17 protein-coding genes are annotated in these 21,055 nt (G+C 62.7%); 10 read left to right on the top strand and 7 right to left on the bottom strand.

Annotated elements, in window-relative coordinates:
• Positions 1-2: 2 nt before the first annotated feature.
• Together gspD and KIT79_08095 are read right to left on the bottom strand one after the other, a co-directional pair.
• Positions 3-2,642: a type II secretion system secretin GspD gene (gspD, locus tag KIT79_08100; GenBank protein MCW5829264.1), complete on the bottom strand. Its 2,640-nt coding sequence runs from the start codon at positions 2,640-2,642 to the stop codon at positions 3-5.
• A 5-nt stretch (positions 2,643-2,647) separates the two neighbouring features.
• Positions 2,648-3,589 (bottom strand): hypothetical protein, encoded by a 942-nt coding sequence (locus KIT79_08095; protein MCW5829263.1) that lies wholly within the window; start codon positions 3,587-3,589, stop codon positions 2,648-2,650.
• Positions 3,590-3,951: 362 nt separating this feature from the next.
• Here KIT79_08095 and KIT79_08090 point away from each other — a divergent pair, with 362 nt between their 5' ends.
• Genes KIT79_08090 through KIT79_08045 form a run of 10 tightly spaced genes read left to right on the top strand, consistent with a single transcriptional unit; the run spans position 3,952 to position 14,999 of the window.
• A complete protein-coding gene (locus KIT79_08090; protein ID MCW5829262.1) occupies positions 3,952-4,410 on the top strand; it encodes a helix-turn-helix domain-containing protein in 459 nt (152 codons plus the stop codon).
• Complete coding sequence (locus tag KIT79_08085; protein ID MCW5829261.1) at positions 4,407-5,213, top strand: hypothetical protein; 807 nt, start codon at positions 4,407-4,409, stop codon at positions 5,211-5,213. Before KIT79_08090 ends, KIT79_08085 begins: the two co-directional genes overlap by 4 nt.
• Positions 5,188-5,562, top strand: coding sequence for an FxLYD domain-containing protein (locus KIT79_08080; protein ID MCW5829260.1), 375 nt, complete (start codon positions 5,188-5,190; stop codon positions 5,560-5,562). The genes KIT79_08085 and KIT79_08080 overlap by 26 nt, the downstream gene beginning before the upstream one ends.
• Positions 5,563-5,587: 25 nt before the next feature.
• Positions 5,588-6,007 (top strand): cobalamin B12-binding domain-containing protein, encoded by a 420-nt coding sequence (locus tag KIT79_08075; GenBank protein MCW5829259.1) that lies wholly within the window; start codon positions 5,588-5,590, stop codon positions 6,005-6,007.
• Entirely contained in the window at positions 5,988-7,679 is a 1,692-nt protein-coding gene (locus KIT79_08070; GenBank protein ID MCW5829258.1) for a hypothetical protein, read from the top strand. Before KIT79_08075 ends, KIT79_08070 begins: the two co-directional genes overlap by 20 nt.
• 38 nt (positions 7,680-7,717) lie before the next feature.
• Positions 7,718-8,740, top strand: a complete 1,023-nt coding sequence (locus KIT79_08065; GenBank protein ID MCW5829257.1) for a MoxR family ATPase — start codon at positions 7,718-7,720, stop codon at positions 8,738-8,740.
• 30 nt (positions 8,741-8,770) lie between these two features.
• Positions 8,771-9,709, top strand: a complete 939-nt coding sequence (locus KIT79_08060; protein MCW5829256.1) for a DUF58 domain-containing protein — start codon at positions 8,771-8,773, stop codon at positions 9,707-9,709.
• 6 nt (positions 9,710-9,715) lie between these two features.
• Entirely contained in the window at positions 9,716-11,857 is a 2,142-nt protein-coding gene (locus KIT79_08055; protein MCW5829255.1) for a BatA and WFA domain-containing protein, read from the top strand.
• Positions 11,854-12,609, top strand: a complete 756-nt coding sequence (locus tag KIT79_08050) for a DUF4159 domain-containing protein (GenBank protein MCW5829254.1) — start codon at positions 11,854-11,856, stop codon at positions 12,607-12,609. Before KIT79_08055 ends, KIT79_08050 begins: the two co-directional genes overlap by 4 nt.
• Positions 12,606-14,999 (top strand): hypothetical protein, encoded by a 2,394-nt coding sequence (locus KIT79_08045; protein MCW5829253.1) that lies wholly within the window; start codon positions 12,606-12,608, stop codon positions 14,997-14,999. The genes KIT79_08050 and KIT79_08045 overlap by 4 nt, the downstream gene beginning before the upstream one ends.
• A gap of 22 nt (positions 15,000-15,021) precedes the next feature.
• On the opposite strand, the gene KIT79_08040 is transcribed toward KIT79_08045, so the two are convergent.
• From KIT79_08040 to KIT79_08020, 5 genes are read right to left on the bottom strand one after another with little or no spacing between them, the layout of a single operon-like run.
• Positions 15,022-16,101, bottom strand: a complete 1,080-nt coding sequence (locus KIT79_08040; protein ID MCW5829252.1) for an NDP-sugar synthase — start codon at positions 16,099-16,101, stop codon at positions 15,022-15,024.
• 5 nt (positions 16,102-16,106) lie between these two features.
• Entirely contained in the window at positions 16,107-17,273 is a 1,167-nt protein-coding gene (locus KIT79_08035; protein MCW5829251.1) for an anhydro-N-acetylmuramic acid kinase, read from the bottom strand.
• Between the two features lie 2 nt (positions 17,274-17,275).
• Complete coding sequence (gene pyrF, locus KIT79_08030; GenBank protein MCW5829250.1) at positions 17,276-18,010, bottom strand: orotidine-5'-phosphate decarboxylase; 735 nt, start codon at positions 18,008-18,010, stop codon at positions 17,276-17,278.
• Positions 18,007-19,320: a DUF4388 domain-containing protein gene (locus tag KIT79_08025; protein ID MCW5829249.1), complete on the bottom strand. Its 1,314-nt coding sequence runs from the start codon at positions 19,318-19,320 to the stop codon at positions 18,007-18,009. The genes pyrF and KIT79_08025 overlap by 4 nt, the downstream gene beginning before the upstream one ends.
• Positions 19,320-21,038, bottom strand: coding sequence for a proline--tRNA ligase (locus tag KIT79_08020; GenBank protein ID MCW5829248.1), 1,719 nt, complete (start codon positions 21,036-21,038; stop codon positions 19,320-19,322). Before KIT79_08020 ends, KIT79_08025 begins: the two co-directional genes overlap by 1 nt.
• Positions 21,039-21,055 lie beyond the last annotated feature (17 nt).

Below are 21,055 nucleotides of genomic sequence, written 5' to 3'. Positions count from 1 at the left end.
TCCTACTCGGCCGGGGGCGGCGCGGGTGCCGTCGGCGCGGCTTCTGCCGGCGGTGGCGGCGGAGCTTCCTGTGGCGGTGCAGGGGGCAGGGCCAGGTTGTCGGCCCCTGTTTCAGGCTGCGTCCGCCGGAGACTGTCGAAAGGCACCCCCATCACGTCGCTTTCGCCCGGTTTCCGGCCGCCCGGCACCAGTTCATCGACTTCGCCCTTTGGCGGCATCCGGCGGTTGTATTCCTCCGAACCGAAAGCACCTTCCGGAGTAATCAGCACTTCACCAGGCTGTAGCTGATCGGGAAGCTGGTAGTCCTGCGGTGGGATGGCAAATGCCTCGCGTTTGGCCTCGTTGCTCTTGTCCATCAGCCAGGTGTCCAGCAGCTCGTTGTCGATAAACTGCTTGCGGCGATCTGCCTCGAACGCGATGATTCGTGACGTATCGAGCTGGTCGCGGACCACGCGGGGCGTGATGACGATGAGGAGGTTCGTCTTGTCCACGACGGTCGCCCGTGAACGGAAAAGGAAACCCAGGATCGGGATGTCGCCCAGTATCGGCATCTTGGTCTCATTCACGTTATCGTTGGTCTGCATCAGGCCGCCTATGATGACCGGCTGGCGGTCGCGGACGACGACGACGCTCTCGGCCGACCGGACGGCGGTCACGATGCCGAGGTTCGCCGTATCGACGCCGAAGCTGCCCTGCGAGACGTTGGACACTTCAACGTAGATGTTCAGCCTCAGCGACGACGCATCGTTGATCTGCGGGGTGATACGGAGCGTGATGCCCACGTCCTCGCGGTTGATGGTCTGGGTTGTGGTTCCCCCGACACCGATCGTCTGCCCTGTCGGTATCGGAACGTTGGTTGCCACCACGATCTGAGCCTGCTCGTTGTCGGACGTGAGCACACTCGGCGTGGACAGGACGTTCACCTCCCGGTCGCTCTTGGCGGCATTCAGGATGGCGCTGTATTGCGGGATGGTGAACAGGGTGGGGGCCTCGCTGCCATCGGAAGGCGCGGGGCCCTTGATATCGATCAGCTTGCCGATGGCGGCTGCCGTCAGTCCGGGACCAGACAGCGCCGTCAGCGGGTTGGAACCCGTGCCGGCTCCGCCGCCTGTCGTGGCATTGATGATGCCCACCCCTGACGGCACGGCCGTGGACTGCTGCAGGAAGATCGTGCCATCCCGGGGACCATCGCCGCCGCCGGCCCAGCCGATGCCGAAGATGCTGGAATCGGTGGCGTTCACTTCGAAAATGGCGGCTTCCACATAAACCTGGGGCCTTGCCACATCCAGCCGGTCTATGACCTTGCGGATCGTTTCATAGTCGCGCCGCGTGGACGTTATGAGCAGCGAGTTTGTTGGCACGTCCGCGACGATGCGTATCTGGTCTTCGAACTGCAACGGATTTTGTCCGGCTGCGCCCGGCGTTCCCGGCATGGCTCCGGGTTGCGTGCCCGCGGCCCCCCGCTGCAACTGGCTCAACTGCTGCTGGGCCGCCTGCTGGCTGTTCCGCGCCAGGCTGCTCCCGCCGCCACGGGTCCGGGTGGAACCGCCACGGGTACCTGTCGTGGCAGGCATGGCGGCAGCAGAGGCCGCTGAACGGCTGAGCGAGCTTCCCGTTCCTGAATAGTTCCCGGTGATGAGTCCTGTCAGAGTCCCGGCCAGCTCGGAGGCATCGGCATGCTTGAGCTTGTGAACGAAGATCGACAGGGCGCCAGATGCCGTTTCCTCGGTCGCCGGGACATCGAGCCGCGCCAGGAGCTTCTTGATCTCGCCGATCACCTTCTTGCTGGCAACGACGATGAGCGAGTTGGTCCGCATGTCGGGAATGATCTTGTAATCGGTCGTGGAGATCGCGCTGGGCGCGGTCTGGCCAGCCGCCCCGCCACCTGCGGGCGCCTTCCCGGCGGACTTGCCGGTCCCGCTGAAGATCTGGGTGAGTTGGCCGGCCAGTTCGTCGGCGCCCGCATTTTTCACCCGGATGATCTCGACCACTTCCTCGGTGGATGGCGTGTCCAGTTCTTCCAGCAGGCGGAGCACATGGTTGATGTTGTTGGATGTCTCGGTGATGATCAGCAGGTTCGTCGGCGCGTAGGAAACCAGATCGCCGTCCTTGGTCACGAACGGGCGGATGATGTTTTTCATCTCCTCCACATTCGTGTGCTGGAGGGGGAACAGCCGGGTCACAAATGATTCGCTGGTGGAGCCCGGGGTGAGCCGGTCCGTCCGGTAGGTCGGAATCGGGAGGGAGATGGAGTCCTTTTTCGTGACAATCCGGTTGATCGACTTGCCTGGGACGATCGTGTAGCCGGCCTGCGAGAGAATTGTCTCAAAGACCCGCCAGCCTTCATCCAGCGTCAGCTTGCGTGGCGAGATAACCGTGACCTTCGAGTCCTTGAAGTTTTCCGGCAGGAGGAAGTTCCGGTTCGTCAGCTTGGCGAAGTTCTTGATGAGGGCCTTAAGCTCGACCTCGCCGCTGAAATTGAAATCGATCGTATCCTCATCGACCGGTGCGGCCATGACGGGCCTGACCGGCTGCCCCCAGTGCACAAGGCTCATCAGCAGCACTGCCGCAACGGCGCGCACGCCCTTCCGGATGGAAGGCCGTATCGGCCCGGTGAGTTTGCGGCGGCGGACTTTCAGCATGCGGGTTACCTGACCTCGTACGAGTGCTGCCGCTTGTTGTTCTGGCGGCGCAGGTTGATTTCAAAGCGCGGGAGGTTCCGGAGTTCCTGGAACATCTGGAGTCCCCGCTGGGCATTGTCCAGCGGAGTCCCGTTGATCGATTCGATCACATCGCCATTCCGGAATCCCAGCCGCTGGAAAACGCTGTTCGGCTTGATAGCAAAAATCTTGAACCCGTCCACTTTTCCGGCAGAAAAGTTCGGGATGACACGGGCCTGGGTAATCAGGTTGTCGAGATTCTGGAGCTGGGATTCAAGTTCCATCTTGTCGACGATGAACTTGCCGTCATTTTCTTCCTTGACGAACCCTTCCGAGGGGCCGCCGGGGAGTGCCGGGTCATCGGTGCCCGGAGCCGACGGTGCACGGGCCTGGAGTCCGGGCCGCCGTTCAGACTGCTCGGCATCGTGCAGGTAGATTTCTTCGTACATGTCGTTTCCCGTGCGGAGCCGGACGACCGCCCGTTCGACCGAATCGACGATCCATCCCTCATAAACCTCGTCGCCAATGCGGAACACCTCCGACTCGTTCTTCGGCACGATGAAGAAGGTGGCCAGAGCCCGTTTCTTCGAGACGACCGTGCCCGTCAGCCGGAGCTTGTTGTGGAGGTCGCTGGTGGTGGCGGCCGGAGTCTCGGCGGCCGCCATAGTCTTGGGTGCGGAGTTGAAGATATTACGCTCGACAATGACATCGTAGGCGCTCCGGGCGCCGGTACTGCTGCTGGGACGGGTGGTGCTGCCAGAGCGGCCGGCTGTGGCCGCTGACGGGAGGGCTGGCAGCGGTAGCTGCCAGTCGATGATCGTACTGAGTATGCCGGCCGTCTGCCAGGAGAGCATGGTGATCATCAGCAGGTTCAGAACCCAGTGGAACCGCAGCAGGATCAGGCGAGTTCGTTCTAGGAAGAAGTCCATCGGGAATTGGGTTCCTTAGCGTCTGCCTGTTTTCCGGTATCTGCGGCACCCCGTCCGGCGTATTCCGGAACGGTTTAAATTGACTAAAGTAGATTACTTCACTTTTGCTCCCAAGATGAAAGAAACCCACTTTGGATGTCAAGCAGTTTCAAAAGGAGGGGCAATTAAAAACCTCTAATCATTTCGCCCCCCTGTACGCTTTTGCCCCGCGTTTCCGCCTTGACCATTACAACAGGTGGCAAGTAAAGTTGTGAAGTTCCTTTTGTGTCTTGCTGACCGCCATTCGGGTTGGGGTTTGCACATCGGTGCCAGCCTAGGTGGTGAGGCCGGAGTGGTTTCCGGCGAACAGGTTGAGGGTGGCCATGAAATTCTCCGCATATCTCAGAACCTTGCGAAAGCGCGAGGGATTGACCCAGGAAGACCTGGCGCGGGCGCTCGGGGTCTCGAACGCGTACATACATCAGCTTGAAACCGGCAAGATTGACGCGCCGACGGAAGAGCGGTGCCGGCAGCTGGCCCAGGTGCTGGGCGTGATGGGCGACGAGATATGGGAAGTGGCCCGGCGGGAGCGGCTGATCCGGTTCGTCCGGCGCGAAGGGATAGACCCGGACGAAGTGACGGGCGAGGCGTCCGACGGTGACGAGAGCGAGGACGCTTCCGGCCTGACGGCCCAGGAGCGGTCCCTGATCGAGCTGATCCGCCGGATGGACGCGCAGACCCGGCGCCATTTCAACGACACCGTATTCATGCTGCTGCGGTTCGTCGAGGACGTGGAAATCCGCGAGCACTTGCGGAACTATCTGGGGGAAACCGGCACGTGATCTCCGGCAAGCGGTTCTTCCTGAGCGCCCGTACTTCCGCCGTGATCTGCATGGAGGCCTTCCTGCTGGCTGGGCTCCTGCTGGGGCTTGCCTACCAGATGAAGGGCGAGATCGACACGCTGGTCCGTGCCAACCGGGCGTCGGCCGAACTGATCGCGCGCGTCGTCTCCCGGTATTTTTCCGAAATCGAGCGCGTGGGAGCCGAATACAGTCCGTCCGAGCTGAAGCGGCGGCTGGACAGCGAGCTGGGCTTCCGCAAGCTGGTGGCCGATTCGCGGCTGGCCCCGCAGTATTCCATCCACCGGATTGCCGATGAGCAGCGTGGCCCGGTCAAGGCCGATATCCTCCGAGCCGTCGAGGAGGGCAGGAGTTGGACGGTGAGCCTTCGGGGAGATGCCATCGCCGTGACCCAGCTGTTCCAGCTCGAAGGTTCTCCGGTTGACTACGGCGCAGTGGTGGTGCCGATGTCGCGGCGGGCGGTGTATGTGGACGTCATCCAGCGCAACCTCGCGCTGTACCTGTCGGTGGGGTTCCTTTATCTTGCACAGGTGCTGCTGGCGTTTCTCGTCCTGCGCTCGCCGCGTGCCGGCGATGACATTGTGTTTGAAAAGGGCTATCTACGTGAGCGCGCGCTGGGAGCGCTCAAGCTCCAGCGCCAGATACTAGACGGTATCATCGACGACCATGAGCGTTTTTACCGTTCAGATGCGGGGACCCCGGACCCCGGCGAGGCTTCGAGGGCGGCCGATTCCGAGGGAAAGGTACTGTCTATTTCGGATGCGAAACGTAAAAAAGATTCATAGTGCATGGCTTGCCGCCGCCTGTCTGCTGCTGGTGGCCTGCGTTGGCAGCGAGGCTGGGCCCCAGCTTGCGGGACCGATCATGGAAGCCCGCGTGAGCAGCGGCCCGACGGTGCTGTCCGGAACGGTCGTCAACGACGGCCCGGTTCCGGCAACGGTCGTGACGGTCACCTTCGTCATGCGCAACCGGAATGGAGCGCAGCAGTCGGTGACGGCGATGGTCAAGGATGGCGAAACGCTTTCTCCTGGCGAGACGGCGGAATTCAGCGTCCTGTTCGATGGCGATGCCGACCATATCGACTACTCCATCGGCTACAACGATCAGCCCGGCAGCCTGTACATCCTGAGGTGACCCTGCGATGGCCGAAACGGCACGCATGCCAAACCAGCGGCGCGCACGCATTCTGATCGGCAAGCCCGGTCTGGATGGGCATGACCGTGGCGCCAAGATCATCGCCCGGCTGCTCCGCGATCATGGTTTCGAGGTGATTTACACCGGCCTGCACCAGACGCCGGAAATGATCGTCAGCGCCGCCCTGCAGGAGGATGTGGATGCAGTGGGGCTCTCGGTCCTTTCGGGGGCGCACAAGCACCAGTTCCCGCTCATCCGGCGCCTGCTGGACGAGAAGGGGATGAAGGACGTGATCCTTTTCGGCGGCGGAATCATTCCTCCCGAGGACATTCCGGCGCTGCGCGAAGCCGGTGTCCGGGCCGTATTCCTTCCCGGGGCATCTACTGAAGAGATCATCCGCTTCATCGAGACCGAGGTGGAACCCCATGCGGCCCGCCGGAGCTAGTCGGCGTAGCAGGTTTGCAATCCTCACAGCCGCTCTGCTTGCGGGGCTGCTGACGTGGGGCGCCGGGTCCGCTTCCTCCAGCAGCGCCGGCGCTGCCGGGCAGGAACTGTTCACCCCTGCCCAGGTCGCACGTTCCATTGACCGCGAACTGAATGACCGCTGGGATCCGATCAGCGCCCGGAAGCTGCTCGAAACCATCGGCCGTGCGGCCTTCAACCCTGTCCAGTATGACTATTACGACAGCCGCGTGGCGTTCTATGAGGGCAACTACCCGCGGGCCCTTGAGCTGGTGAAAAAGGCGCTGGAGACGGGTGGACAGATCGTTGCCGCGAGTGGCGGAGCCCAGTCTCCGGGCGTCGATCCCGAGCAGATGAAGGCGCATGAACAGTTCGTGGAAGCGACAATCCGGGCTACCCAGGGCTTCCGGTTCCGCGAGTCCGGCCGGTTCATCGTCGGGTACGCGCCGGGCCGGGACGAACTGATTGTCGATGAGACGATCCGGACGCTGGAGTCGCAGTACGACGCACTGAACAAGGCGATCGGTACATCCTTCGAAAACAAGATACGGGTGGAGATCCTGCCGACCGGTTCGGCGTTCGTGGATGCAAGCGGAATACCCAGGAACGCCATCGAAACGACCAACACCATCGCCTTGTGCAAGTACAACAAGCTGCTGTTTACCTCGCCGGGCGCGACCGCCCGCGGATACGACTGGCGTGACACTGCCGCCCATGAACTCACCCACATGTTTGTCTTCCGGCGGACCAACAATGGCGCGCCAGTCTGGTTCCAGGAAGGCAGTGCCAAGTATCTCGAAAATCTCTGGCGCGGAACACGCGGGGGGATGTCGGCTTCACAGGAAACCCTCTTCGCGGCTGCTCTGAAGAAGAACAAGCTCATCCCCATTGCCCGGATGCATCCGTCCTTCGCCTATCTGGATTCCAACCGGGACAGTGCCCTCGCATTCATGCAGGTGGCGCTGATTCTCGAATACATCGTCGAGGATCTGGGGAAGGGCGGGTATGACGTCCTGAACCGGATATACGATTCGATGGCGAAAGGGGCACCCTACGAACAGGCCATCGAGTACGGTGTCAGCAAACCGTTCGCCGCCTTTTTCGATGACTGGCTCGAATATGCGCGGCGCCGTCCGCTGCGGATTGTCAGTTCGGCCCATGTGGCCCAGGTCCGGCTGGTCGATCCGGGCCAGAAGATCGACGCCGAGGAAGAAGACGAGGAGCCGGGCGTGGATGTGCCCAGGGAGGCAAAGAATTTCGTCCGTCTGGGTGATTTGCTGCGCGCCCGCCAGCATTTCCTGGCGGCACGGATCGAATATTCCAAGGCACTCTCCCGCGCCCCGCATTCACCGGTTTTTATCAGCAAGTTCGCGGCCGCCTCGGTGGCAGCCGGCGTGACGGATGGCGTGCATGACCGGCTGAGCAAGGCGCTGGAAATCTACCCCGAGTACGTCACGTTGTACCAGAGGCTCGGAGACTATCATTTTTCCAGGGAGGAGTGGGGTGAGGCCGAGAGCGCCTATCTCCGCGCCCTCGATTTCAACCCGTTTCACATGCCGGTCAGGATTCGCCTTGTGCAGATATATGACCGGCTCAAGAAAACCGATGAACGGGACCGCCATGTGCAGGCGCTCAGGCTGATTGAAAGCTCCTGACCGGTTTGCGCACGGAGTCCCGGAGAGAGAGTGCCAGTATGTCCGATGAATTGAGAGAAAATGTCCCGGGCGATGTCGAGACAGCCCGCAGTGTGACCTCCCTGAAGGCGAAGGTGCTTCAGGAAGTCCACAAGGTGATCATTGGCCAGGACCAGACGATCGATATCCTGCTCACGGCGCTGCTCGCGCGGGGGCATGGACTGTTCGTAGGAGTGCCGGGCCTCGCCAAGACGCTGCTGATACAGTCGCTCGCCGAGGCGCTGTCGCTCGATTTCAACCGCATCCAGTTCACGCCAGACCTCATGCCGGGCGATGTGACGGGAACGGAAGTCCTGGAAGAAGACCGCGCCACCGGCATGCGGCAGTTCCGCTTCATCCGCGGGCCGGTCTTTACAAACATACTGCTGGCCGACGAGATCAACCGGACCTCGCCCAAGACGCAGGCGGCCCTTCTTCAGGCAATGCAGGAACAGAAGGTGACAGCCTCGGGCAAGACCTATGGCCTTGAGCCGCCGTTCCTGGTTTTTGCCACCCAGAATCCGCTGGAACAGGAAGGCACCTATCCCCTGCCGGAAGCCCAGCTCGACCGGTTCATGTTCTCGGTTCTGGTGGACTATCCGAGCCAGGACGAGGAACTGGAAATCGTCCGCCGCACGACCGGGCATGTGGCCCAGAAAATTGCCGAGGTGGTGAGCCGCGAGGAACTGCTGAATATCCAGGACCTGGTGCGCCGGGTGCCGGTGGCGGATGGAGTCGTGGAATACGCGGTCCAGCTTGCCCGCCGCACAAGGCCGCAGGACCCATCTTCGCCGTCTTTCGTCCGCGAATGGGTGTCATGGGGCGCCGGGCCCAGGGCCAGCCAGTTCCTGATACTCGGGGCAAAGGCCCGGGCGCTTCTGGAGAACCGGATGGCCCCGTCGGTGGAGGATATCCGTGCGCTCGCCTGTCCGATCCTCCGCCACCGGGTGATCAGGAATTTCCGCGCCGAAGCGGAAGGGATTTCTCCGGATACAGTCATCGAACGCCTGCTGGATGAGGACCGCGCGGCGCGCGCTGCCTGACGTCAGCCGACCCAAGGGAGACCGAACCGGATGCGCGAGGTCCTCGACCCCGCCCTCATGGCCAGTATCAGTCCGTTCACGCTTCGCACGGAAAAGATCGCGCGGGGCGTGTGGGCCGGTATCCACCGTTCTCCGCAAAAGGGGAACAGCATCGAGTTCTCGGAGTACCGTTCGTACCACCCGGGCGATGATTTGCGGCATCTCGACTGGCGTGTGGTCGCCAAGACTGACCGGCTTTATATCCGGCAGTTCGAGCACGAAACCTCCATCCGCTGCTGGATCGGCCTCGACTGTTCGGGTTCGATGGATTTCACCAGCAGGGAGATGCCCGGTGTGCCGCCGGGGGCAAGGCTTGGCGGGGTATGGACCAAGTTCGAATATGCCCGCCATCTGGCCGGTGCGCTTGCTTACCTGCTCATCGGGCAGCATGACCGGGTTGGCCTGTTTGGGTCCGGTGCAGAGCCGGCTCACTGGCTCCAGCCCAGATCGGGCAGCTCCCATCTGGAGCGTATTGGGCGCGCCCTGGCGGCGAGCAGGCCATCGCCAAAAGCTCCGGTATTTCCGGCCGTGATAGCGCAACTCTCGGAGCGGCCGCTGGCGCAGGGGCTCACGGTCCTTTTTACCGATGCGCTCGATGGTGCAATGGAACTGCTGGGACCACTGGAGAAACTTGCTGCCCGGCGGCAGGAGATTGTGCTTTTTCATGTGCTGGATCCGGTGGAACGGGACTTTCCGTTTACCGGACTTCTGGAGATGGAGGGCACCGAGGGCGAGGGTGCCCGGCCGGCTGATTCACAGGCGGCACGCGCAGCCTATCTGGAGCGTATCCGGAAACTGGAAACGGATATCGAACGCGGCCTCCGGAGTCTCGGAGGCAGCATGGAGCGGGTGTTCACCGATCGCCCGCTGGACGAGGCCCTGGTGCCATTCCTCAGCCGCCGGCTGCTCGAAAGACGGGGGCGGCGGTAGGGCAGGATGTCGCTCCTCCACATATCGCTGCTGGGCGGGTTGCTTCTCGCAGCCGTGCCGCTGCTCATTCACCTGTTCAACCGGGTCCGGGGACAGCGCGTCCGTTTCCCGGCCATCCGCCTGGTGGATGAGAGCCCGCCGCCCACCCAGCGGCGGCGGCGTCTTGAGGACGTGCTTCTCATGCTGCTCCGGATGCTGGCCATTATCCTGCTGACATTCTGGATCGCACGCCCCTACCGGACAATCAAGGACACGAGCGTAGGGCGCGGCATGGAGCCGGAGGCGGTCGCCATCATCGTCGACAACTCCGCGAGCATGGACTACCGGGAAAGTTCGGGGCCGAGGTTCGACCATGCCCTCTCGCTGGCTCGTGCACTGGTGACAAGTCTGAAGCCCGAGGACCAGGCGGTCGTGATCCCCCTGGTCAGCCGGGACGAAGACCCGGAAAACCTGATTCAGTCGCAGAAGGAACTGCTGCAGTCGCTGGACCGGATCCGGATCGAATGGGCCGCCCCCGATCCTCTTGCGCGTGTCGAGAAGGCGGCCGTGCTTCTGGAAAAATCGCCGCTGGAACTGAAGTCGGTTTATTTTTTTACTGACATGCAATCCGCCGCCTGGCAGCTGGCTCCAGGGCAGGGGAGCCCGCCACCGGGTGCACCCGCGCTCAAGCTGATCGATGTGCGGGCCAGCGGGTCCACGGATAACAGGGCTATCGTTTCCGCACAGGCAGTGAGCGAGGCCTCCGGCCAGTCGAGCGTGGCGACAGCCGAAGCCCGCGTGGCGAACCTGATGGAAAGCGGCAGCGGCGATATCGAGTTCGAACTCCGCACCGCCCGGCGGAGCATCCTGCGAGGCGCCGTCCAGGCTCCGGCGGGGGCCGTCGCCACTGCACGGATCAGCTACGATGCTTCAGAACTCACAAGCGGGGAGGTTTCCTGGCTTGAACTGGAGGCCGACCGCCTGCCGGCCGATAACCGCCGCTATCTGGTGCTGAACCCCCTTCGCAAGCTGAAGCTCCTGATCGTCGATGGCGACCAGCAGGCGCTCGATTCGCGTGCGGAGAGCTACTACGTGCGCCAGGCGCTGCACCCGAATCCCGCCGCGGAGACACGGTTCCAGTACCGGGTGATACCCGCAGGCGAACTGCCCCCGCTGGATAACGATATTGATGCCGTGATGCTGATGAACGTGCGGGAACTGCCATCCGATTCGGTGTCGAGGCTGGCCCGGTGGATTGAAGAAGGCGGCTCACTCTTCATTTCCCTTGGGGACCAGATCGACCCGGACCGGTACAACGAGCAGATGGGCAGGGTCCTGCCCATCAGGCTGCGGGGAATCCGGGCCATCGGCGAGGATGCGGTATTCGCACAGGGCAGCGACGACCGCCGGGAGCGGCTGTCCCGGTTTGCCACCGGGCATCCCGTGTTCCGGCCCTTTACGGCGCTGGAAGGCGGGGGGTTCAGTTCGGTCAGGTTCACGGCCTATGGACTCGGAGAGCCGGGCGGCGGTGATGCCGCTGCACTCATGTGGCTTGGCTCCGGCGCGCCCATGCTGGTGGAACGGCAGCTGGGCCAGGGGCGGTCGCTCGTCTGGATGTCCTCGCTGGACCGGGACTGGTCGGACCTCGTGTTCAAGCCCGTCTTCCTGCCGCTGATCCACCGGATTACCGAGTATTTGTGCGGGGCCCTGGGCGACACGCTCCCCCTTGATGTCCCGGCCTCCCGCCCGGTGGAACTGATGGCTCCGCCGGGCGCAAAAACCGCTACGGTCGAGACTCCCGACGGACGGCAGTTGCCGGTGGAAATCGCCGATTCGGACGGTGACCGTCCCCTGCGGATTACTGACACATGGGAGCGCGGAATCTATACCGTTGCCTGGGGCGGAGGAGCGAGGGCCGGAGAGCGCATCCGGTTCGCAGTCAACATTGATCCGGTGGAGGCCGATCTTAAGCCCCTGGATGAAACCCAGCTGGAGCAGCTTTCGCGTCGGTACCCCCTGTCCGCGGTTGGTGGTCCGTCGGGAGAAATCATCACGGGTGCCAGTTTCTCGCTCAGCCGGCGGGAAGAATTCTACCGCACGTTCATTCTCGCGCTAGCACTGGCGCTGCTGGCCGAGTCCGTACTGACAGTGAGGGCACGGAAACCATGAAGCGGCTGCTGCCCGTCGCCGTGCTGCTGGTGATGGCCGCTCTGGCGGCGTTGCCGTATCCGGCAGCCGCGCAGTCCGATCGCCAGCGCGTCCGTTTTGCCCAGCTCCAGTATCCCGGTGGCATCTGGAACCCGAATCCGACGGCTGCCCGCTCGCTGATGATCTACCTGTCCCGTCATACGAGTATCGTCGTTTCCCCGGAGCGGCTCGATCTGGCGTGGGATTCGCCGGAGCTGTTCTACCAGCCGCTGCTGTGGATCACTGGCTGCGAGGCGTTCGATGCGTTTCCGGACAACGCCATCTTCAATCTGCGAAAATATGTCGCCTTTGGCGGCACGATCGTATTTGACGATTGCACGGGGCTTTCTGGCGGCGGTTTCGACCGGAGCGTGCGGCTGACCGCTGAGCGCCTGTTTCCGCGGAATCCGATGATGCCGGTTCCGCACAATCATGACATCTACAAGTCATTCTTCCTGCTGGAGGGCGCCCCGGGACGGCTTTCCGTCGCGAAGGAGATCGAAGGCGTTCAGGTGGGCGGCCGGACGGCAATTCTGTATTCCCGGAATGATCTTGGAGGTGCATGGGCCCGGCGGTCGGATGGCGGGTTTGTTCATGACCAGATTTCGGCTGGCGAGGCCGGCCGGGAACGGGCGTTCCGCATGGGCCTGAATATCTTCATGTATGCGCTGAACGTGGACTACAAGAGCGATCAGGTCCATATCCCGTTCATCCTGAAGAGGCGGCGGCTGTGAACGGACTGATGGACAGGCTGGCCGCTTCGGGCGGGGATTTCGATCGCTGGGAGATCGTCTATTCGGAGCGGCTGGAAGGCCTGTTTCTATATGTCCTGGTGGCACTCGTGGCAGCCCTGCTCGCCAGCGCCGTTTCCGATATCCGTGCCGGGGGTGCCAGGGGAGTGCTGCTGGTGCTGCTGCGTCTGGCCGCCGTTGGGGCGATTGCCGTGGCGGCTGCCGGCCCGCGTGTGCAGCTCCAGAAAACACAGCCGATCCGCAACCAGCTGGTCGTGTATTTTGACCAGAGCCCAAGCATGGAGATTCCGGACGCGAACGGGGGTGCCGAACGCCGGGAAGCGGTGACAAGGTGGCTGGCGGCAGGTGGACTCCCGCTGGATCAGTGGCGCGAGAACTACGACATAAGGATGCTCGGCTTTTCAGGCAGCGGCGATGATTTCCGGATCGCGCCGCTCCCCGGAATGGCGGGCGAGGGGGCGAGCCTGCCGGTGGCGGGATTCTCGACCGATTTCTCCTCGCTCCTCGTGGATATGGCCCGGCGTATCAAGGATCAGCCGACCAGCGGAGTGGTCATTGTTTCCGACGGCGCGGACCTGTCCGGGCTTTCCGAGGCCACTCGCCGGGAAAACGTGTTCGCCGACCGGCTCCGGCAGGCCGGGCTTGCCGGGGTGAATGCCCCCGTCTCGACGGTTCTGGTCGGTGGCGAGGAGCCCATACCGGACGTGGCGATCTCCTCGCTAGAGGTGGACGACTATGCGTTCATCAGGAACCAGGCGGAAATCACCATACACGTTCGCACCAGCGGCATTTCCGCCCAGCGTCTGCCAGTCCAGCTCCGGTTCGGGGGAGGAGTGATCGCGCAGACCCAGGTCCAGGTTCCTGATTCTGGCGCGCACACACTGAAAGCCACCCTGTCTTTTTCGCCGCAGGAGGTAGGTGAGTTCATTTACGAGGTTCAGGTTCCGCCTGTCGAAGTGGAACGGATCCGCGACAATAACAAGAAGGCCTTTATTCTCAACGTGATCCGCGACCGGATCCGGGTGCTTCAGGTGGTCGGGCATCCGAGCTGGGACGTCCGGTTCCTGAGGCAGCTGTTCAAGCGTGACCCCAATATCGACCTGATCTCGTTCATGATCCTGCGGGATCTGGCGCAGGTGAGAATGCAGAACTTTCCCGAGCGGGACCTGTCCCTGATTCCGTTTCCGACAGACGAGATTTTTGACCGTCAGCTTCCTTCCTTTGATGTCGTGATCATGCAGAACTTCCAGTACCAGGATCATTACGGGATCAACCTGGGTCATCTGGAGAACATGCGGAAGTTCGTGGCCGAGCAGGGTGGTGGACTGGTATTAATCGGAGGCGACCAGGGTTTTTCCGACACCAACTTCAACTGGGCTGCCATCCGTGACCTGATGCCGTTCGAGCGGTTCCAGGGGGCTGGCCTGCTGGACATGGGCCGGGTCTACGAGACGGCTCCTTTCGCTCCCGAGTTATCCCAGACAGGGCGTATCCACCCCATGACCCGGCTGGTTTCCGATCCGGACGAGAATGAAAAACTCTGGAAACGGCTTCCGCCAGTAGAAGGCATGAACCTGACGGGACCGCTCAAGCCGGATGCGTTCTCGCTCATGAACCATCCCAGACTGAAGTATCCGGATGGGAGGCCTATGTCACTGGTCGCCGGGCGGCAGTACAGCAAGGGGCGGGTGCTCTCCGTGGCAGGTGATTCGTCATGGTTCTGGGCCTTCCCTGCAGCCGCACAGGAGGGGACAGCCCGGCACTATGCGACATTCTGGCGTGAAGCCCTCCGGTGGCTCACCAAGGATCCTTCCAGCCAGCGGGTACAGGTGACGACGCCGCGCCGCCAGTACCGTCCCGGCGAGGAAATGCGTGTGCGTGTATCCGTCCTGGACGAGCAGTACCGCCCGGCCGAGCAGGCGATTGTTGACCTGAAGGCGCGGGGAATCAGTTCGATGACCGGCAATATCTGTCCGCAACCGGTGGTCCAGTCGGGGCCGGGCGTCTTTGAAACCACCTGCATTGCCGAGGGAAAGGGGTTCCTGTCCATCTGGAGCGGGGCGAAGTCCTCTTCCGGTCTGGAGCTCGGTTCCGACACCGCTTTTGTCGAGGTGCTGAGCCCGGTGGCCGAATATGAGCGAACCCGTGTCGAAACGGAGCTGATGGATGCACTGGCGAACCGTCTTGGAGGACGGTCGCTCCGGATCGAGAAGGGCCGGACAGACGGTGTGCCGTCGGTAAAGCCCGTGGATGCGTTCCGGGTCCTGGGGGCCCGTGAAGTCGAACTCTGGGACAACGGATTCGTGCTGCTGGTTCTGGCGGCACTGCTGTCGGTCGAATGGTTCCTGCGCCGCCAGTGGGGGCTTGCCTGACCGGCCGGGACCGGGCCCTCGATTAGACCGGCGGAAGCTGGGGGATTTCCTCGCGGTTCGTCGGCACGGCATAGTAGCCGCTACCGGAAAAGATGCGGTCCTGGATCTTCCGGTTCCCGGATGGCGAGCGCAGGACGGCCTCGACGCCGGGCCAGACAATCGAGTCCTCCAGCAGGCCGGCGCCGTAGATTCGCGCCCCGCTGCCAATGATGACCCGCTCGCCGAGAGCCACGTCCCGTCCGCAGACGACATCCGGGCCCACCAGCGACGGCCCCTGGGCCGGCACCTGTTTCTGGTGCGGCATGGCCCAGAATCCGTTGCCCCGGTTTTCGTAGCCCTTGCGCTCCAGCAGGCTCCTGAGAAACCGGGTGAGAGGATTGGGGCCGCTTTCCAGCAGGGCCAGTTCCTCGAAATTCGCCCGGAAATAGGCTTCAGGGTTCCCGAGATCGCTCCAAGATTCATCGCTGAACACCCCGCGGACCCTTTCGCCCTTTTCGATCAGCGGCCGGATCACGTCGGCGATAATGCAGAAGATGTCTTTCCCCGGCGGAAAGTGGATGCGAATCTCCGGGCTGAGCACCATGACTCCGGTATAGATGCCCGCATGAAGGGGCGGCCGGCCGGGGCTGGGGGGGACATAGGAGGTGATGAGCCCATCGGGTTCGCGTGTAAAGCCGCCGAATTTCTGCACATCACGCCGCCGGAGAACCAGAGTTGCCAGCGCACCTGACGAGCGATGCCCCTCGATGACCGGTCCCAGTTCCGGTGCAAACAGGATATCGGAGTTCCAGAGCACGAAGCAGTCGCCCTTGAAGGTATCAATCACCTTGAGGATGGCCCCACCTGTCCCGAGGATGGCGGGTTCGTGGCTCTCCGTTATATCGATCCGGTCATGGAGAGCCCGCTGATTCAGGTGGGAGCGGAGCAGATCGGCCTTGTAGTGCGAATTGACCGTAAAACGGCTCATCCCCTGAACCCGCAGCCAGTCGATGGCAAGGTCAATGAGCGGCGTGTTCAGCACCGGTACCAGCGGCTTGGGAAGGTACTCCGTCAGCGGACGGAGCCGGGTTCCGAGGCCGGCAGCGAGAATGAGCGCATCCATACCCGTCAGCCAGTGTACCCGATTGCGGGCAGGGCGTGGACAGCTGATACCGTCTTAAAAAATAATCTTCCGGGGGATATGCGCCCGAGGATCGCGGGCCGGGTGGCCCCGGTAACGGATGTGATATTCGACGGCAGCCCCTTCAGCGTCTCCATGCCCAGCAGGGCAAAGGCAGCGGCTTCCACGGCCAGCGGCTCTATCCCCATCCGGGTGCTCGGAATGACCTCCGATCCCGGAAGCATCTGCCGGAGACCCCAGAGGATGGCTGGATTAAAGGCCCCGCCGCCGCAGACGACGACGCGTTCGGGCTGAACGGGCGACCACCTGAGAACCTGGTCAGCGATGGAGGCGCTGGTAAAAAGCGTAAGCGTCGCCACGGCATCGTGCAGCCCCATGCGGACGAGGTTCCGGCGGATCTTGCCGAGAAACACCTTGCCGAACTGCTCGCGCCCCGTGGATTTGGGAGGGGGTTCGGCAAAATACGGCTCACGCTCAAGCCACCTCCGGCCTGCCGGCTGCGGCGTCCCTTTCCGGGCGATCCGGCCGTCACGGTCGAACGGCTGTCCCGCATGTTCCTGGACCCAGGCGTCGATCAGCATGTTACCGGGGCCGGTGTCGAATCCGGTGATGGAGTGGTTCGATCCGGCAGGGGGGAGCAGCGTCACATTGGCGATACCGCCGATATTGACGGCAGCGGTCCATTTTTTCGCGTCAGCAAACAGGATCTGGTGGGCAAACGGGACCAGCGGCGCTCCCTCCCCGCCCTCGGCCACATCGGCGGTGCGGAAATCGGAGATCACTGTTGCTCCGGTTCCGGCGGCCACCGGAGCCGGGTCCACAAGCTGCCAGGTGTACCCGGCCTCGGGCCGGTGACGGATGGTCTGCCCATGCAGTGCGATGAAATCCGGATTTCGCTTGAGTGACTTCGAGACTTTCAGTGCCAGTTCCAGATGGAGCCGTCCGAGTTCGACCGACAGTTCGGCGATCCGGTCTACCGGAAACGAGCGCGCTTCGGCCAGCTTCAGGAGTTCGGTCCGGAGTGGAGCCGGGTAGGGCGCCGTCACCCGTTTCCCTGGTCTGGGGCGTTTGCCCGGCGGAAACTCCACCGGAACGGCATCGATTCCGTCGGCCGATGTGCCGCTCATCATCCCAAGGCCGGTAACTGGTGGCATGATCAGTTACCGGCCAGTGTGGCCCGGATTTCCCCGATAATCGCCTGCGCCGCGGCGGCCGGATCGGGTGCGCCCGTGATGGGACGTCCCACGACGAGATGGGTGGCCCCGGAACGGATGGCGTCCACCGGTGTTGCAATCCGCTGCTGGTCGTTCGAGGCCGATCCGGACGGGCGGACTCCGGGTGTGACGATAAGAAAGCCGGGCCCGGCGGCCTCACGGACGCCGGAGGCTTCGTGTGGCGAGCAAACCACGCCGTCGGCTCCCGCATCCCTGGCCATCCGGGCCAGCCTCGGGACCAGCACGGCGGAGTTTTCCGTGAATCCGAGTTCGCGGACATCGGCTTCGCTGTGGCTCGTCAGGATGGTGACGGCGAGAAGTTTCGTGCGGCCTGGGCCACCGTGCTTTTCCAGCGCCTCGCGGGCGGCGGAGATCATCCGGGGGCCACCCAGCGCATGCACATTGGTGAGGGAGGCCCCGAGTGCGGCCACATTGGTACAGGCACGGGCCACGGTGGTCGGAATATCGTGGAACTTGAGGTCCAGAAAGACGGAACATCCCTGTTCCGCTGCTGCCTGAACCAGTTCTCCGCCGAGTGCGGTATAGGCCTCCAGTCCGATCTTGATCCCGGCACCTGTGGGCGCAATCTGCGCCAGCAGCGTGTCCAGTTCCCGCCGGCTGGAGAGATCCGCAGCCACGAACAGGCGGGGCAATCCGGCCATCATGGCTTCAGTCACTCGGTCTTCCCTGCCTGAAGCTGCCGCACACGGCCGACGATATGTTCTGCCACGTCATCAGGGCAGGAGTTCCGGACCGTGAAAATGGCGTAGTTGGCCATTTCGCGGAGGGCGTCCTGAAGGAGTTCGAAGTTGAGCAGTTCTCCCAGGCCCTCAATGGCGAGGGCCTTTTGGGAGGTGCTGGCACCCGGCTTCTGGTTCCGGATGACCGCATCGGGATCCATCTCGCCGGCGGCGTTGAGTTCGACGTTCTGGAAGATGTCGGCAAACCGCGTGGTTGCCAGTTCCTTCAGGAACGTGCGAAGCGTCCCCTGCAAATTCACCTCGATGTTTTTGGACTTGAGATCGGCATAAAGCTGGCGGAGCAGGGTGTTGTGCCGGTCAACGAGTGCCCGGGCCTCGGCGGCATAGTCCCGTGCGGCCTTTTTCCCGGAGTCTTCCCGCGGAATCTTGACGTGCTTCGACTTCAGCAGGTCATACAGGGCCCGTTTGCCCTCGAACTCCCCCAGCCGGGAGAGCTTGACGACCAGCTTGATCGATCGCCGCCCGTCAACAAGCGTCAGCACCTTCCGTGCATTCTCGGTATCAGGCAGCTTGGCTGGCGGGCTGTCCGGCAGGAGGGGGATGGCGCCATCGTCCGGAAGCTCCTCATTGATGAGAGCCCACTCGTCTGTGCGACGGATGCCTTCCATCAGGAGATTCTGGGATGACAGGGAAAACCCGGCGAGGTCTTCGGAGAGGAAATTCTCCCCCTCAACGAAGATGAAATCTCCCGCCTGGAGCGTGAACAGGGAATAGACGATTTCCTCGATCTGGGCACGGACAGAATCCCAGAGCTGCTGCGTGGTGAGGAATCCCTTCTCGACGAGCAGCTTTCCGAACCGCCGGTCCGATGTGTAGTCCCGCTCCACTTCTCTCAGTTGCCGCTTGTCGATCACGCCGCGGTTCAGCAGGAAAACACCCAGCTTGTACTCCGGATGCGTGCTGATCGCGAAGATGATCTCGCCGGTCCGGAAGTAAATGGCCCTCTCGTATCCTTCGGTGAAAATCCGCAGCACACCGCTGCGGGCGATCATGGTCAGGAAACTGAACACGTCGGCAATCGGCATATTGGCCAGCGACCCCATGAACAGGGGGGTGCCATCGGGCATGTCCCGCACTTCGCCTCTTGCCGTCAGCAGTCCGAGGGTATTCTCGCCCTCGAACAGGATCCGTACGGTCTGGCCCGGCTCAAGATTGAGCCGCTCCAGTGTTTCGGGAGAAAGCTGGAGTGCGCCCTGCTCGTCAATGGTGATATCGCTGGAGCCCATCAGTCCTGCCGCAGGAGGTGAGTTTTCACGAAGGTTTCCACCTCTGCAAGGGCAACCCGGCTGGTCTCGCCATCCTTGCGCCGGCGGAACTCGACAACTCCGTCCTTGAGTCCCTTGGCGCCGACCGACATCCGGACGGGGAGTCCCAGAAGATCGGCATCCTTGAACTTGATGCCGGGGCGCTCATCCCGGTCGTCATAAAGGACTTCCACGCCGGACCGCCGGAGCAGGTCGTACATCCGGTCGGCGACCTCGATGACCTCGGGCTGATTCGCATTCACGCAGACCAGATGAACATCGAAGGGTGCGATTCCATGCGGGAATATGATGCCGTCCGCGTCATGATTCTGTTCGACAGCCGCCTGAAGCGTCCGGCTCACACCGATGCCATAAGTACCCATGATGACCGTCTGCTTTTCGCCGTTCTCGGCCAGGAAACTGAGTCCCATCGGCTCCGAATAGCGGGTTCCCAGCTTGAAGATGTGGCCGACCTCGATTCCCCGCAAAAGGTCCAGCTTCCCGTTTGGGCAGCGTGGACAGGCATCACCGGCCCTGACCGTCCGGAGCTCGACATAGGCCTTTGGCTGGAAATCCCGGCCGGGATTGACGCCAATCAGGTGATAGTCCTCACGATTGGCCCCGCAGCCCGCATCCACGAGCGTCTGGATGGTGTGGTCGGCATAGATCGGGGCCGCTATTTTGAGGCCGACGGGGCCCGCAAAGCCCGGCGGAGCGCCGGTGACCTTCCGGACAGTCTCATCGCTGGCAAGCAGAACCCACTCGGCCTTGCAGGCGTTCTTGAGCTTGATCTCGTTGACCGTATCGTCGCCGCGGACCAGTGCCACAACCGGACCGAGGTCGGTGTCGTAGATCATGGTCTTGATCTTCTGGTGTGGCGTCATGCCGAGAAACGCGGCCACCTCCTCGACGGTCTTGAGGTTCGGGGTGTGCACTTCCTCCGGCTTCGGCTTCTGGGGCTTCCCAGGGGCCGGATCCGTGGCGCGAGCCTCGGCCTTTTCAACATTGGCCGTGTAGCTGCAGCTGTTGCATGAGGCGATGGCATCCTCGCCCGCATCGGCCAGCACGGTGAACTCGTGGGAGGACGACCCGCCGATGGCTCCGGTGTCGGCCTCGACGACGCGGAACCTGAGGCCGCAGCGTTCGAAAACCCGGCTGTAGGCCTGCCGCATGTTCTCGTATTCGCGGTCCAGATCATCGTAGGACGGATGGAAGCTGTAGCCGTCCTTCATCAGGAACTCACGTCCGCGCATCAGGCCGAACCGGGGGCGCACCTCGTCACGGAACTTGTTGCCGATCTGGTAGAAGTTCCGGGGAAGCTCGCGGTAGCTCCGCAAATCCTGGCGGACAAGATCGACGATGGCTTCTTCGTGAGTAGGGCCGATGCAGAACTCGTGACTGTGCCGGTCCTTGAGGCGAAGGAGTTCTTTCCCGTATTTGGACCAGCGTCCCGACTCGACCCACAGTTCCGACGGGACGACGCCGGGGAGCTGGACCTCCAGGCCGCCGGACCGGTCCATCTCCTCGCGGACGATTCGTTCCACCTTCCTGAGCGCACGCAGGCCCACTGGCAGGTAGTCATATATGCCGGCGGCAATCTTGCGGATCAGGCCGGCCCGCAACAGCAGCTTGTGTGAAATCAGCTCGGCATCGGCGGGGTCTTCACGGAGCGTTGGCAGGTGGTAGTGGCTCTGGCGCACGGGGGATTGTTCTTCCT

It is taken from the genome of Deltaproteobacteria bacterium (genome assembly GCA_026129095.1).
In the GTDB taxonomy this organism is placed as follows: domain Bacteria; phylum JAGRBM01; class JAGRBM01; order JAGRBM01; family JAHCIT01; genus JAHCIT01.
The sequence above is the reverse complement of the archived record's forward strand: the minus strand, read 5'-3'. Positions and strand labels throughout refer to the sequence as shown.